Source organism: Anaerotignum propionicum (genome assembly GCF_024461735.1).
In the GTDB taxonomy this organism is placed as follows: domain Bacteria; phylum Bacillota; class Clostridia; order Lachnospirales; family Anaerotignaceae; genus Chakrabartyella.
Genome location: NZ_JANGAD010000002.1, coordinates 1 through 13,520, shown reverse-complemented (window position 1 = coordinate 13,520; position 13,520 = coordinate 1). Strand labels below are relative to the sequence as shown.

Here is a 13,520-nt window from a genome sequence, read left to right as displayed (position 1 = left end):
GCGACGGGAGCGCCCGTGATAGCGACGGAGTATCGGCACAATATGTCTGTACTTGCAGAGACGATAGCTGTGAGGCTATGGTGAATTAGGGTGGTAACACGAAGCGAATGCTCTCGTCCCTGAGGCAGAAATGTCCTAGGGAGAGAGCTTTTTTATTGGAAAAATATTGTTTCTGCAAGATTTGATGCGGTAAAAGTAATTTTCGGTAAGAATAAGGTAAAGAGCTTTTCTAATTGGATATAGGGCGTTTAAGGCTTTTGGATTTCAAAAATGAATGTATATTATCCTCATTTAAAGAAAGCTGAAAAGTACGTAGTTTTTTTAAGGGTGTGAAGATTATTCTACTCTGAGTAAATATAACCTACCGGGGGTTGTATGATAGAAATTTTCTTATGGCATGCAAAAAGAAAAGGTGGTAAAGGTATGGAAAAGAAGGAGATTATGATTCGCTTAGAGGGCGTGTCAAAAAGCTTTCCTCAAAAAAGAGGTTCTTTAGAGGTATTAAAGAATGTTAATTTGGAGATTGCAAAGGGAGAAGTTTTCGGAATTATTGGTATGAGTGGTGCGGGGAAAAGTACATTGGTACGTTGTATCAATTTATTAGAACGCCCCACCAGTGGACGGGTTTACTTAGATGGACAGGAGCTTACTTGTCTGGCGGAGAAGGATTTAAGACAACAGAGACATTCCATGGGAATGATTTTTCAGCAGTTTCATTTGTTAATGCAAAGAACTGCTCTGGAAAATGTTTGTTTCCCTTTAGAAATATCAGGCGTATCCAAGGAAAAGGCAAAGGCAAGAGCAGTAGAATTATTGGAGCTGGTTGGCTTGGGTGAGCGTTTAGGCGCATATCCTTCTCAGCTTTCCGGTGGGCAAAAGCAAAGAGTTGCCATAGCCAGAGCATTGGCAACAGAGCCAAAAGTGCTTTTATGTGATGAAGCAACCAGTGCCCTTGATCCTAACACGACGGCAGGGGTTTTACGTCTTTTGAAAGATATAAATGAAAGATTAGGTATTACCATTGTGGTGATTACCCACGAAATGAGTGTAATACAAGAAATCTGTAACCGTGTTGCCATTATTGATGATGGTCAGATTGCCGAAATGGGCGGTGTTGAGGAAATCTTCCGTGCTCCCAAAACAAAAGCAGGTAGAGAATTGGTATATCACGAAGGTAAAAATAGAGAAGCCATTGAAGGCCCTATTGCAAATTGTTATCGGGTGGTTTTCCGTGGGGGCATTTCCGGTGAGCCTATTTTAGGAAATATGATGCTGGAATGCAACGCTGTTGCTAATATACTTTCAGGCAATACCCGTATGTTAGATGGCAGGGTGTATGGACAAATGATGATTCAGCTTCCTGATGATAAAGTAACCAGAGAAAAAATGCTGACATATTTAAAGGAAAGAGATGTGGAGATAGAGGAGGTTCAGTATGTTTAAAGAGGGAATGATGGCCTTAGTTGGCTCTGCATTTTGGGAAAGTATTTATATGACATTGGTATCCACCTTTTTTGCTTACTTAGTAGGGCTTCCTATGGGATTGGTTTTGGTTATGACAGATAAGGAAGGGGTTCGCCCCATGCCTATTGTGCATCAAATTTTAGGAGCTATCATCAACGTTGTGCGTTCCGTACCTTTTCTGATTTTGATGCTAACCATTATGCCTTTTACAAAAACGGTAGTGGGCACCACCATTGGACCCAAAGCTGCCATTGTTGGCCTTTTGGTTGCGGCGGCACCTTTTATAGCCAGATTAGTGGAATCTTCCTTAAAGGAAGTGGAGCGTGGAGTTATTGAAGCGGCACAGTCCATGGGGGCTTCACCGTTACAGATTTTGGTGAAGGTGCTCATTCCTGAGGCAAAACCTTCTTTATTGGTGGGTAGTGCCATTGCTGTAACAACGATTCTGGGTTATTCTGCTATGGCAGGCTTTATCGGCGGCGGTGGTTTGGGCGCAGTGGCAATTAACTATGGCTATCATCGAGGACAGACCGATATTATGTATGTAATGGTAGTGTTGCTTGTTGTAATTGTGCAGATTTTGCAGGAAGTGGGCATGCAGGTTGCAAAAAGAACAGACAAACGTTTGTAAACCAATGAAGGTTTCAATATAGAAAAAAGAAAATAGGAGGGAATTTACTATGAAGAAATTTTTTGCATTATTACTAACAGGTGCTTTGGCACTTGGAGCTGCTGGCTGCGGCAGTAAAACAGATAAAGCAGCAGATGCTGAAAAGCCTGAAACAACAGGAGCGGAGGCAGTAACATTAAAAATCGGTGCTTCTCCCACTCCTCATGCGGAAATTTTAGAGGCTGCAAAGGAAGAATTAGCTGCAAAGGGAATCAATTTGGAAATTGTGGAATTTACCGATTACGTACAGCCTAACTTGGCATTGGACACAGGTGATTTGGATGCAAATTACTTCCAGCATGCACCTTATTTGGATTCTTTTAATGAAGAACACGGCACAAAGCTTGTAAGTTTGGGTGCAGTGCATTATGAACCAATGGGTATTTACAGCAAAAGCATCAAGGATTTAGCTGAATTGCCTGATGGTGCAAAGGTTGGTATCCCTGCGGATGGCACCAACGGCGGACGTGCGTTGTTATTGCTGGAGGCAAATGGCTTGATCAAACTGGATCCCGATGCCGGTACATCTGCAACAAAGCTTGATATTAAGGAAAATCCCAAGAATATTGAGATCGTTGAAATGGAAGCGGCTCAGCTGCCTTTATCTATTGGCGATTTAAGCATCGCAGTTATCAATGGTAACTATGCAATGCAGAACGGCTTGAAAACTGAAGATGCTTTAGCAATTGAAGCAGCAGATTCTTTGGCGGCAACAACTTATGCAAACATTATTGCAGTAAGAGCTGGGGATGAAACAAGACCAGAACTTATTACTTTGCTTGAGGTATTGAACAGCCAGACAATTTCTGACTATATTAAAAATACTTATAGTGGCGCAGTTGCTCCTACAGCGTAAAATCTGATATTTCAAAAAAGAGCCCGCTGGATCCTTTCTGAGGGTGAATAGAATCATAAAAAGACTTTCCATTTCAAAAGAGGTGGAAAGTCTTTTTTTAGTAGCATGGTTATTGAAGGATCTTTAGACCAGTGGTATCATAGGTTACTTTTGCATGGTTTTTCTGCAAAATGGTTCGTTCAATACAAACATTGAAGTATGTATCAATTTTTTCAAGAATAACTTCACCATTGCGATATATACCGTCCTCTTCTTTAGAAAAGAATTCATTCACGGTATATATTTTATATTGATAGGGTTGAGATTGATCTGACCTAATTTCACCGCAGAGATTTTCTTCTGTTTGATAGATTACTATTTGATATGTAGCAGTTGTATTATTTTGAAATTGATAATCAAAATAATTGTAAACGATGGAGGTGCCCAGACCAAAGGGCACTTTTCGTTTAAAGTCTGGGAATAAATCCAGTTGGTCATGCTGATGTCGTTCTATAACGGTAAGAGGAGTGTGTAGTACCATCCAGTGAATTAGATTTGTAAACTGGCACAGTCCTCCCCCCACATCCTGAGAGGGGCTTCCCATTTTAATGGCCAATCCGGTTTTATAGCCTTTTGCCAAGGTGGTATTGCCCACTAGATTCCAGAAAGAAAAAATTTCTCCGGGATGAATTAACACGCCATTGACTAATGGTACTGCCAAGGAAAGATTAAAAACTTTATTTTCTTGAAGTACCATATCCACAGTACCTAGCTTTCGTCGCATAAGAGAACTATGGGAAAATATTTGATAGGGCAACGGAAAGGGAGATTTTGCTTTTGCAAATTTCTCTTTGCTTGTGAAATTTCTTATATGGCGTGATAGAATACATTTTTGCCTTGAAATTTCGTATGTCAAAGGACACAGTTCGCAAAACAACTTTCGTCCCACAATGTATGCACCCCCTTTTTTATTGGTTATTGCTTTCCTGTGGAGCCGATACCGCCTCTGTTCTCATTTCCAAGATTTTCAGTTTCCTCGAAGGAGATTTTTGGCTGATGCTCGAAAATACGGAACTGGCAGATACGGTCGTTTAACTCAATGATTGTATCTCGCATAGCATAGGCAGGAAAGAACCATTGGTCATTGTTGCCGCAATAGCTTTCATCCACAATGCCGCAATGGTTTGTCTGGATAACTCCGAAATTTTTGAAGGTGGAGCTTCGGGGAACAATATGTGCCTCGAAACCCTTAGGCAGTTCCATAGCAATGCCAAGGGGAATCAAACGGAATTCTCCCTGCTTTAATTCAACTCTTTCGGCAGCTCTTAGGTCAATCCAGTCGGATTTTCCGTCTATATAGCGTAGCTTTTCGATTTTGTCACTAAGATATTTAATTCTAATGGTTTCCATAAAATTTCCTTTCTTACTTTGGGTGATAAAGATAAATAGAACTATTTTTCACTGATTTTTGCACATCTATAATCCGCTGATTAGAGCTTCCTTTCCAATGAAGCTTAGGATCTTTTAAATCCAAAATGAATCGACCATCAACCAATACATCAATATATTCCATGATTGGCAGAGCACTGATTTCCTCCCACCGATAACCAGTATACAGCCATATGGTTTTATGGGGAAAGCGTTCTTTGATTTGCTTAGCTAAGGCGGTTACCCCTTGACGGTTACCCATAAAAAGAGGGTCACCGCCGCTGAAGGTAACGCCATTGGTATAATCATGATTGAGCGCATCAAAAAGCTCTAGTTTCGCCTTTTCGTCGAAAGGGATTCCTCCGTTAGGATCCCATGTAATGGTGTTATGGCAGCCTTTACAGCCATGGTCACAGCCGGAAAGCCAAAGTACAACACGAAGGCCCTCGCCATTTAGCATATCATCCTTCGTAATATTATGATAACGCATATGTTACATACTCTTCCTTTCTGCAATCTCTGCCATTTTTGCCTCGTTCAGACGGGTATCCCCTTTCACTCTGGAATAAGAGAGGTAACCATTCATACGGTCAATCTTTGTTAGGTTATGGCTACCGCATTTAGGGCACACATCCATCTCCAATTCCTGATGACCGCAATCGTCGCAATAAGCAAGAGAAAGGTTTACTCCTTCATAAAAGCCCATTTTCATAGCACGACGGATAAGGGTACGGATGGCATTCAAATTATAATCAATAGGATATTTCACATACTGAATTTTTCCACCATTGAATAGATTCCAAAAACGATTTTCTAAATTTTGTTTTTCAATGGGGGTTATATCCTCTGTTACATGGCAGTGAAAGCTGTTGCTTACATATGGTCTATCAGATACATGCTCAATGACGCCATATTTTTTACGGAACTGAGTTACCTGCAAGCCGCAAAGGCTTTCGGCAGGGGTACCGTAAATGGCATAGAGATTACCATCCTCTTCCTTGAACTGTGTAATTTTCTGGTTAATATGTTCCAGTGTTTCCAGGGCAAACTGACCATCCTCCACCAAGGATTTGCCATTATGCAGCTCTTGCAGTTCATTCAAAGCAGTGATACCAAAGGAAGCCGTAGCAGCTTTTAAAAGAGGCTTAATTTTATCATGGAGTCCCAAGTGTCCGCCATAAAAACCACCCTCACAATAGGCCAAGGGATTGGTGGAAGCACGCATTTCTCCCAAATATGCATACGTACGCACATGGAGGTTACGAATGAGCTCTAAATAATAGTCTAAAACCTCATAAAAAGGCTTGCTTTCCTGCTTTGCTTTGGCATAAATCATAGGCAGATGCAGGCTGACAGCGCCGATATTAAATCGCCCTACATAAACAGGTAAATCATTTTCGTCGGCAGGCTTCATGCCCCCGCGCTCAAACCATGGGGACAAAAAGGCACGGCAACCCATAGGGCTGATGATTCTACCATATTTTTTGTAGATATCTGCCACATAGCCATCTCCTGTTAGACTCAGCCAATCGGGATACATGCTCTTAGAGGAGCATAATATGCCGGCTTCAAAAACATCCTCTGAAGCTTTGCCCTCTCCATGGAGGTTTTCATCATAGAGAAAAACAAGCTTAGGGAAGAGTACTGGTTTTTTGCAATTTTTCTTGCCCTGACCCTTTCTGCGTACATTCAGCATAGTAATAGATGCTAATTTTGCAAATTTACCTGTGCCAGTACCAAAGGTCATAGTAATGAAGGGATAGTCTCCACGGCTGGATGCAACGGTATTGAATTTATATTCCCAGCCCTGAAAGCCTTGCTCAAAATCATTCAAAATATCAGCCATGGCTTCTCGGTCTGCTACCTTTGGGGTTAGTCCCATTTCCATATAGCGGCGATAAAACTTTTCATAGCTTTTTTCTGCATAAGGCTCTAAAAGGAGGTCAACAGAGGGAACAGTGAAGCCACCATATTGTTGGCTTGCGGCGGAGAGAACAATGTCGCCGATTACGTCAAAAGCTACGTTCAGGGTTTTTGGCTCGTTATACCAAAGATTACCCATTTCAAAGCCGCCCTCCAGAACTGCCTGCACATCAAAAAGGCAGCAATTCATGGTATCTCTGCGGGCAGACATATCATGAACATAAAGATAGCCGTCACGGCATGCCTGTAATTCCTCCGTGGTCATAAAGAATTTTTGATACAATTCCTTATTCAGCTGATTGAAAACCAGACTACGCTTTGTGGAGACCAAGGCACTATCTGTATTGCTATTTTCCTTATCCCCAATATACATAATGGATTGGCTTTTTTTATAGACCTCGTCCAACATTTTTACGAAGTCTTGCTTATAATTGCGATAGTCACGATAGCTTTTAGCAACCTCAGGCTTAACTTGTTCCAAGGCCGATTCCACAATATTATGCATCTCTGCAATGGGGATGCCTTCTTTTCCTAGGGAAAGTGCTTTTTCCTCAACATAATTGCATAAAAAGTCTAGCTCTTTTTGGGTGAACTTCACCAAGGCACGATAAGCAGATTTGTTAACGGCAACCACAACTTTTTGGATATTCCAAGGTTCGTGGGTATTATCTTTTTTGATTACATACATAAGCGACTTCCTCCTTTTATAGTCAATCATTGTATAGAAAGGGTAATATCCCCTACAGATTCAGTGACTATAAATGTAGCATATATTGTGTTATTTTTCAATATAAAATTGATAATACACTATATGTTGTTTTGTGATTTAATGCTTAGGGCTTGATTTACAGCCTTTTTCCAGCCATAATTTTTTTCATCTGCAACCTCCTTGGATAGCTTGGGGGAGAATACGCAAGACACCTGCCAATTTCGTCTGATCTCTGTTAGATTTTTCCAATAGCCTACAGCAAGCCCAGCCAAATATGCAGCCCCTAGAGCTGTGGTCTCCAGTGTGGAAGGGCGCAAAACAGGTGCGCCTGTGATATCAGATTGAAATTGCAATAAAAAGGCATTGGCGGCGGCTCCGCCATCAACCCGAAGTTCTGCTAAGGGCAGCTCTGCATCCTGCTCCATAGCGTGGAGTACATCATAGGTTTGGTAAGCCATAGATTCTACGGCGGCTCGCACAATGTGGGCACGGTTTGCACCTCTTGTTAAGCCTGTAAGAATTCCTCTGGCATAGGGATCCCAATAAGGCGCCCCTAGACCTGTAAATGCTGGCACCAAATAAACACCGCAAGTATCCTCAACAGAATAGCAAAGCTCCTCCGTTTCCGCCGCTGAGGAAATCAATTTCAGTTCATCTCGCAGCCATTGAATTGCGGCACCTGCAACAAAAACGGAACCTTCCAGAGCATAGGTGATTTTATTGTCCAAGCCCCAAGCAATGGTCGTGAGCAGGCCATTTTTGGATTGCACAGGAGTTTCTCCTGTATTCATGAGCAAAAAGCAGCCTGTTCCATAGGTGTTTTTCGCCGCACCAGGGGAATAACAGGCTTGTCCGAACAGTGCCGCTTGCTGATCTCCCGCAACACCTGCAATGGGGATGGGACAGCCCAGATGAGTCGGCAAAGTATGACCTAAAATGCCTGAGGAGGGGACTACCTTGGGCAAAATGCTTTCTGGAATTTCCAATAATTCTAATATTTCTTTATCCCAGCAAAGGGAATGGATGTTAAACAGCATGGTTCTGGAAGCATTGGAATAATCGGTGACGTGAACTTGACCCCCTGTCAGGTTCCAAATCAGCCATGTATCCACGGTTCCAAAAAGTAGATTGCCTTTTTGAGCAAGTTCCTTTGCATTAGGTACGTTTTCCAGAATCCATTTGATTTTTGTCGCAGAAAAATAGGCGTCAATGGGTAAGCCTGTTTTTTCACGGAAGAAGCTTTCAAACCCATTTTCCTTTAATGAATCGCAAAAAGGGGCGGTGCGGCGACACTGCCAAACGATGCCGTTGCAAAGGGGACGACCATTTCTTCTATCCCAAAGAATGGTGGTCTCTCTTTGGTTTGTAATGCCGATGGCACCAATTTCTTCAGCGGGAACCCCTGATTTTTCTAATACTTCTCTGGCGGTTTCCAATTGTGTCTGCCAGATTTTCATAGGGTTATGCTCCACCCAGCCCTGGTGGGGATAATATTGGGTAAATTCCTTTTGTGCAGTATAAACTGCTTTTCCTTGCTGATTGAATAAAATAGAACGAGAGCTGGTTGTGCCCTGATCCAGAGAAAGGATATATTTCATAGGAAAAACCTCCTTTTTGTTAGCCTGACATCATAGAATTTCATGCCAATGGCCTTTTATGCCCATTTGGTTGAATCTGAACATAAGAATTATGGGGCAATATTTTAGAAAAACCCCGTTCCCCGAAGAAAGGGCACAGGGTTATTTTATTTACATAAAAGGATTAGAGCATCTTTCAATTTCCATGGTGGTAGATGGGCCGTGTCCTGGGTAAACGGTATAATCACCAGGGAGATCTCGAAGCAGTTTTAAAGAACGCAAAATGGTTGACCAATCCCCAGTGGCTAAATCTGTTCTACCGCAGGAGCCTTGGAACAGTGTATCCCCTGAAAAAATATTATCGCCTAAGATATAGCAAAGGCTTCCTTCTGTATGGCCTGGGGTAAAAAGAACATCAAATTTCATATCTCCCACAATGATACTGTCTCCATCAGAAACCAATTCATCGGGAAGGACAGTGATTGCACCGCCGCCATAGATGGAGCAGTTGGCAGCAGGGTCGGTTAAAATGCGAAATTCATCCTTTCCAGCTACAACTTTACATCCATATTTTTCCTTTACCGCCTCAACAGCACCGATATGGTCAAAATGGCCATGGGTTAGCAGGATATGGGTGGGTTTCAAATTAAATTCAGAGATATAAAAATACAATGGTCTTGGGTCTCCATCACAGTCAATGATGACTGCATTTCCTGCATCATCGGAAACCACATAGCAGTTTGTCCCAATAGAGCCCATTGCTAGGGTTTTAATTTTCATGGGATAGCCTCCTTATCAATAGATTTAATCGTTCCGTATACATCTTTTTAGATTATAGCAGAATCCCTAGCTTTCGCCAAGAAAAAAAACAGGATTCGGGCAAAACCTTGGAAGACCTTTCAGACCGTGGGCTTTGCCCACACCCACTTGCTTTTTGGAAAAAGCAAGACCAAAAACTCTAGTGGAACCCTCATGAATGGAGGTTCAGGGTAGAGAAAAGAGTGATGAGGTGTTTTATAATAAAATGCACAAAAAGGAATGTACTCATCCGATGAACACGATGATATTTATCAAAATCCTCAACCTCATTTATGCGGTTTCTAAAGGGTCAAGGGTGATAACCTTTGTGAGTGTTTGAGGGCAAAGCTCTCAAGGTCTTGCCTTTCATAGAATCTAAAAAGAGTGCCGCAAATTTTGCAGCACCCTTGTAGCTTATGTATTAAGGTAGAATTTATTTGTTTTTCAAATATTCATCAATGGAGGCAGCTGCTTTTTTACCTGCGCCCATGGCAAGAATAACAGTTGCGGCGCCGGTAACTGCATCACCGCCGGCATAAACGCCTTCTCTTGTTGTTTGATTGGTTTCCTCATTAACAACAAGACAGCCTCTGCGGTTAGAGTCCAGACCTTTGGTTGTGCTTCTGATAAGAGGGTTTGGAGAGGTACCGATGGACATAACTACGGTATCAACATCAATGATATAATTGGAGCCTTCCATAGGAACGGGACTTCTTCTACCACTGGCATCAGGTTCACCCAACTCCATTTTCAGGCATTCAATGCCACGAACTTGCCCATTTCCGTTATCTAGAATCTGTACGGGGTTACGCAGAAGATGGAATTCGATACCTTCTTCCTTGGCATGATGCACTTCTTCCAAACGTGCGGGCATTTCTGCTTCGGAACGACGATATACAATATAAACATTTTCCGCACCAAGGCGTTTTGCACATCTTGCGGCATCCATAGCAACGTTACCGCCGCCTACTACAGCAACGGATTTGCTGTTACGGATGGGAGTATCATATTCTGCCTGATAAGCCTTCATTAGGTTGATTCTGGTTAAGTATTCATTTGCGGAATATACGCCAACCAAAGCCTCCCCAGGGATGCTCATAAAGGAAGGAAGTCCTGCGCCAGTGCCGATAAACACTGCTTCAAAGCCCATATCTTCAATGATTTCATCAATGGATAGCACCTTGCCGATTACCATATTAGTCATGAACTTTACGCCCAAAGCCGCCAAAGTATCGATTTCTTTTTGTACAATACCCTTGGGTAGACGGAATTCAGGAATGCCGTAAACCAAAACACCACCTGCTTTATGGAAGGCTTCAAACACGGTTACGTCGTAGCCTGCTTTTGCCAAATCACCAGCACAGGCAAGGCTTGAGGGGCCAGAACCAACAACGGCAACTTTTTTGCCATTGGAAACGGGCTTCTGAGGAGTTTCTGTGGCATTTGCCATATACCAATCGGCAACAAAGCGCTCTAAGCGACCAATGGCAACAGCTTCGCCCTTGATACCCCGAACACATTTTGCTTCACATTGGCTTTCTTGGGGACAAACACGACCGCAGACAGCTGGCAGGGCGTTGGTTGAGGTAATCACTTTATAAGCCGCCATAAAATCACCTTTGGCAACCTCTGCAATAAACTCAGGAATACGAACGTTTACGGGACATCCTTCGATACAGGGTTTATGCTTACAGTTTAAGCAACGAGTTGCTTCTTCCATTGCCATTTCACCGGTATAACCCAATGAAACTTCTTCAAAATTTTTATTTCTAATATCAGGTGCCTGTTCAGGCATTTTAATCTTTTCCAAACTCATATTAGCCATGACGCATACATCCCCCTTTAATGAATAACTTCCTTGGCCAGTTTGTCCATACGACAGACATGATCCTTAGAAATTTCCCCTTCTCTTTGTTTATAAATAGAGTTACGGTTCATCAGCTCATCAAAATCTACCAAGTGACCGTCAAAATCAGGCCCATCAACACAGGCAAATTTAATTTCGCCACCAACGGTAACACGACAGCCGCCACACATGCCTGTACCATCAATCATAATAGGATTTAAGCTTACGATGGTATGAATACCATAAGGCTTTGTGGTCAGGCTGACAAATTTCATCATGGGGATAGGTCCAATGGCGATTACGGTATCATATTGATTACCTGCCTCAATCAAAGCCTTCAATTTATCGGTAACAAAGCCTTTTTCAGCTTTTGATCCATCATCGGTCATCAGATAGTAGTTTGTTGAAACGGCTTTCATTTCATCTTCCAGAATAACAATATCTTTATTACGGAAGCCTACAATAACATCTACCTCTACACCCATGGCATGAAGGGCTTTTGCTTGGGGGTAAGCAATGGCACAGCCAACGCCGCCGCCAACCACTGCAACTTTCTTCATTCCTTCATATTCCGTTGCTGTGCCCAAAGGCCCAACGAAATCTAAAATGGTATCGCCAATTTCCTTAGCGGCTAAGAGGTTGGTGGAAAAACCAACTTTTTGGAATATAATTGTAACGGTGCCTTTTTCCCTATCGTAATCGGCAATGGTCAAGGGAACCCGTTCACTGTATTCATCTACACGGAAAATAATAAACTGACCCGCTTGTGCTTTTTTTGCAACAAAAGGGGCTTCGATTTCCAAAAGAGTTACCGCACTGTTTAGCTCTCTTTTATCTACAATTCGAAACATGGGCAAACTTCCTTTCTCTTTTTTGATTTTTTTTGCCGCTTTAATTTAGCGGCATTTTTTGATAGAATTATCATAACACAAAAACAGTAGGGACAAAAGGATAAAAACGCTGTTTTTCTAAGTTACTGAAAGGAAAAAGTTTATTGCTTTTTTAGACTGCAAAAAACAAATTTTGGGCATATAAAAGGATAATGGGAGGCACTTTTAATGGATAAAAGATATGGTTTAGAGGATTTACAGGCAATTATAGAAAAGTTACGCGGGGACGGTGGGTGTCCGTGGGACAGAGTACAGACCCATGAAACACTCAGAGAGGCAATGATAGAGGAGGCATATGAAGCGGTAGATGCCATTGAGAGAAAGGATCAGGAAAATCTAAAGGAAGAGCTTGGGGATGTGTTGATGCAGGTTGTGTTTCATGCGGAGCTTGCCAAAGAGGCGGGAAGCTTTGCACTGGAGGATGTGATTGAGGGGATTTGCAAAAAAATGATTTATCGCCATCCACATGTCTTTGGAAATGCCAAGGCGGACACTGCCGATGAGGTTTTGGTGAACTGGGAGATGCTGAAAAAGGAAGAAAAACAGATTAAAACCCAAACCGAAGCTATGAAGCAAATTCCTATGGTTTTACCCGCCCTTATTCATGCAAAAAAAGTTCAAAAAAAAGCGGCAGATGTTGGGTTTGATTTTACTGAAATTGGAGATGCTATGGATAAGGTAAGGGAGGAGATAGCTGAGCTGACAGAGGCCATTGAGCAAGGTTTGGGGACGGATGAAGAAGAATTTGGGGATTTTTTGTTTGCAGTGGTGAATATTTCCCGTTTTTTAAAAATAAATCCAGAGATTGCCTTGACAAAAGCCAGTAAAAAGTTTATAAATAGATTTGAGTATGTTGAGAATTCAGCGCTTTCAGAGGGAAAGAAGCTTTCTGAAATGACTCTGAAAGAAATGGATCATCTTTGGGATGAGGCAAAAACGAAGTCTTTATCTGATTAAAAGAATCCAATAAAATTAATGAATTGTATTGAGGAGGAATTTATAATGAACAAATCTGATTTGGTAGCTGCTATCGCTGAGAAGGCAGAAATGAGCAAAAAAGATGCTGAAAAGGCTCTGAAAGCTTTTGAAGATGTAGTAACAGAAGAACTCGCGATGAATGGCAAGGTTCAGCTGGTAGGATTTGGTACATTTGATGTAGCAGAAAGAGCGGCTCGCGAAGGCAGAAACCCTCAGACAGGTATGGCAATGCCCATTCCCGCTTCCAAAGCACCCAGATTTAAAGCTGGTAAGGCTCTGAAGGATGCAATCAATAAATAATTTTTGTATGCTGATAACACGCCTTTCGTAAGAAGGGCGTTTTATTTTTGTTCGCTTTAGCTTGACAAAACCACCGGCTATGCCGGTGGTAGGAAAGGTTTG

The 13,520-nt window shown here is 42.1% G+C and carries 13 protein-coding genes and 1 other annotated feature (1 of these 14 running past the window's edge); of the genes, 5 read left to right on the top strand and 8 right to left on the bottom strand.

What is annotated here, in order from left to right; all coding sequences use genetic code 11:
- Window positions 1-124, top strand: a binding site (T-box leader) (it extends 134 nt beyond the left edge of the window).
- Between the two features lie 299 nt (window positions 125-423).
- Genes NE558_RS02645 through NE558_RS02635 form a run of 3 tightly spaced genes read left to right on the top strand, consistent with a single transcriptional unit; the run spans window position 424 to window position 2,990 of the window.
- Entirely contained in the window at window positions 424-1,443 is a 1,020-nt protein-coding gene (locus NE558_RS02645) for a methionine ABC transporter ATP-binding protein (RefSeq protein ID WP_256148369.1), read from the top strand.
- Window positions 1,436-2,095, top strand: coding sequence for a methionine ABC transporter permease (locus tag NE558_RS02640; protein WP_066053290.1), 660 nt, complete (start codon window positions 1,436-1,438; stop codon window positions 2,093-2,095). The genes NE558_RS02645 and NE558_RS02640 overlap by 8 nt, the downstream gene beginning before the upstream one ends.
- 49 nt (window positions 2,096-2,144) lie before the next feature.
- On the top strand, window positions 2,145-2,990 hold the full coding sequence (locus tag NE558_RS02635) for a MetQ/NlpA family ABC transporter substrate-binding protein (RefSeq protein WP_256148368.1): 846 nt from the start codon (window positions 2,145-2,147) through the stop codon (window positions 2,988-2,990).
- Window positions 2,991-3,099: 109 nt separating this feature from the next.
- Here NE558_RS02635 and NE558_RS02630 read toward each other — a convergent pair whose 3' ends face one another.
- The 8 genes from NE558_RS02630 to NE558_RS02595 all read right to left on the bottom strand — a co-directional run bounded on the left by NE558_RS02630 (window position 3,100) and on the right by NE558_RS02595 (window position 12,101).
- Window positions 3,100-3,918 carry a VanW family protein gene (locus NE558_RS02630; protein WP_256148367.1) on the bottom strand — a complete coding sequence of 273 codons (819 nt, stop codon included), beginning with the start codon at window positions 3,916-3,918 and terminating at the stop codon, window positions 3,100-3,102.
- A 26-nt stretch (window positions 3,919-3,944) separates the two neighbouring features.
- On the bottom strand, window positions 3,945-4,379 hold the full coding sequence (locus NE558_RS02625; protein WP_256148366.1) for a dUTP diphosphatase: 435 nt from the start codon (window positions 4,377-4,379) through the stop codon (window positions 3,945-3,947).
- A gap of 13 nt (window positions 4,380-4,392) precedes the next feature.
- Entirely contained in the window at window positions 4,393-4,887 is a 495-nt protein-coding gene (gene nrdG / locus NE558_RS02620) for an anaerobic ribonucleoside-triphosphate reductase activating protein (protein ID WP_256148365.1), read from the bottom strand.
- Window positions 4,888-4,890: 3 nt separating this feature from the next.
- On the bottom strand, window positions 4,891-7,008 hold the full coding sequence (gene nrdD / locus NE558_RS02615) for an anaerobic ribonucleoside-triphosphate reductase (protein ID WP_256148364.1): 2,118 nt from the start codon (window positions 7,006-7,008) through the stop codon (window positions 4,891-4,893).
- A gap of 119 nt (window positions 7,009-7,127) precedes the next feature.
- The gene (gene glpK / locus NE558_RS02610) at window positions 7,128-8,627 is read right to left on the bottom strand and encodes a glycerol kinase GlpK (RefSeq protein WP_256148363.1); all 1,500 of its coding nucleotides are present in this window, start codon (window positions 8,625-8,627) and stop codon (window positions 7,128-7,130) included.
- A gap of 150 nt (window positions 8,628-8,777) precedes the next feature.
- Window positions 8,778-9,386, bottom strand: coding sequence for an MBL fold metallo-hydrolase (locus NE558_RS02605; protein ID WP_256148362.1), 609 nt, complete (start codon window positions 9,384-9,386; stop codon window positions 8,778-8,780).
- Between the two features lie 451 nt (window positions 9,387-9,837).
- The gene (gltA, locus tag NE558_RS02600; RefSeq protein ID WP_256148361.1) at window positions 9,838-11,229 is read right to left on the bottom strand and encodes an NADPH-dependent glutamate synthase; all 1,392 of its coding nucleotides are present in this window, start codon (window positions 11,227-11,229) and stop codon (window positions 9,838-9,840) included.
- Between the two features lie 17 nt (window positions 11,230-11,246).
- Window positions 11,247-12,101 (bottom strand): sulfide/dihydroorotate dehydrogenase-like FAD/NAD-binding protein, encoded by an 855-nt coding sequence (locus tag NE558_RS02595; protein WP_256148360.1) that lies wholly within the window; start codon window positions 12,099-12,101, stop codon window positions 11,247-11,249.
- Between the two features lie 207 nt (window positions 12,102-12,308).
- Here NE558_RS02595 and mazG point away from each other — a divergent pair, with 207 nt between their 5' ends.
- Both mazG and NE558_RS02585 read left to right on the top strand, forming a co-directional pair.
- Complete coding sequence (gene mazG / locus NE558_RS02590) at window positions 12,309-13,097, top strand: nucleoside triphosphate pyrophosphohydrolase (protein WP_256148359.1); 789 nt, start codon at window positions 12,309-12,311, stop codon at window positions 13,095-13,097.
- A 45-nt stretch (window positions 13,098-13,142) separates the two neighbouring features.
- Window positions 13,143-13,418: an HU family DNA-binding protein gene (locus tag NE558_RS02585; RefSeq protein ID WP_066053258.1), complete on the top strand. Its 276-nt coding sequence runs from the start codon at window positions 13,143-13,145 to the stop codon at window positions 13,416-13,418.
- Window positions 13,419-13,520 lie beyond the last annotated feature (102 nt).

Bases quoted from the DNA above. Each gene is read 5' to 3' on its own strand.
- NE558_RS02645 (WP_256148369.1), top strand. From the start codon at position 424: ATGGAAAAGAAGGAGATTATGATTCGCTTAGAGGGCGTGTCAAAAAGC.
- NE558_RS02640 (WP_066053290.1), top strand. From the start codon at position 1,436: ATGTTTAAAGAGGGAATGATGGCCTTAGTTGGCTCTGCATTTTGGGAA.
- NE558_RS02635 (WP_256148368.1), top strand. From the start codon at position 2,145: ATGAAGAAATTTTTTGCATTATTACTAACAGGTGCTTTGGCACTTGGA.
- NE558_RS02625 (WP_256148366.1), bottom strand. From the start codon at position 4,379: ATGGAAACCATTAGAATTAAATATCTTAGTGACAAAATCGAAAAGCTA.
- nrdG (WP_256148365.1), bottom strand. From the start codon at position 4,887: ATGCGTTATCATAATATTACGAAGGATGATATGCTAAATGGCGAGGGC.
- nrdD (WP_256148364.1), bottom strand. From the start codon at position 7,008: ATGTATGTAATCAAAAAAGATAATACCCACGAACCTTGGAATATCCAA.
- glpK (WP_256148363.1), bottom strand. From the start codon at position 8,627: ATGAAATATATCCTTTCTCTGGATCAGGGCACAACCAGCTCTCGTTCT.
- NE558_RS02605 (WP_256148362.1), bottom strand. From the start codon at position 9,386: ATGAAAATTAAAACCCTAGCAATGGGCTCTATTGGGACAAACTGCTAT.
- gltA (WP_256148361.1), bottom strand. From the start codon at position 11,229: ATGGCTAATATGAGTTTGGAAAAGATTAAAATGCCTGAACAGGCACCT.
- NE558_RS02595 (WP_256148360.1), bottom strand. From the start codon at position 12,101: ATGTTTCGAATTGTAGATAAAAGAGAGCTAAACAGTGCGGTAACTCTT.
- mazG (WP_256148359.1), top strand. From the start codon at position 12,309: ATGGATAAAAGATATGGTTTAGAGGATTTACAGGCAATTATAGAAAAG.
- NE558_RS02585 (WP_066053258.1), top strand. From the start codon at position 13,143: ATGAACAAATCTGATTTGGTAGCTGCTATCGCTGAGAAGGCAGAAATG.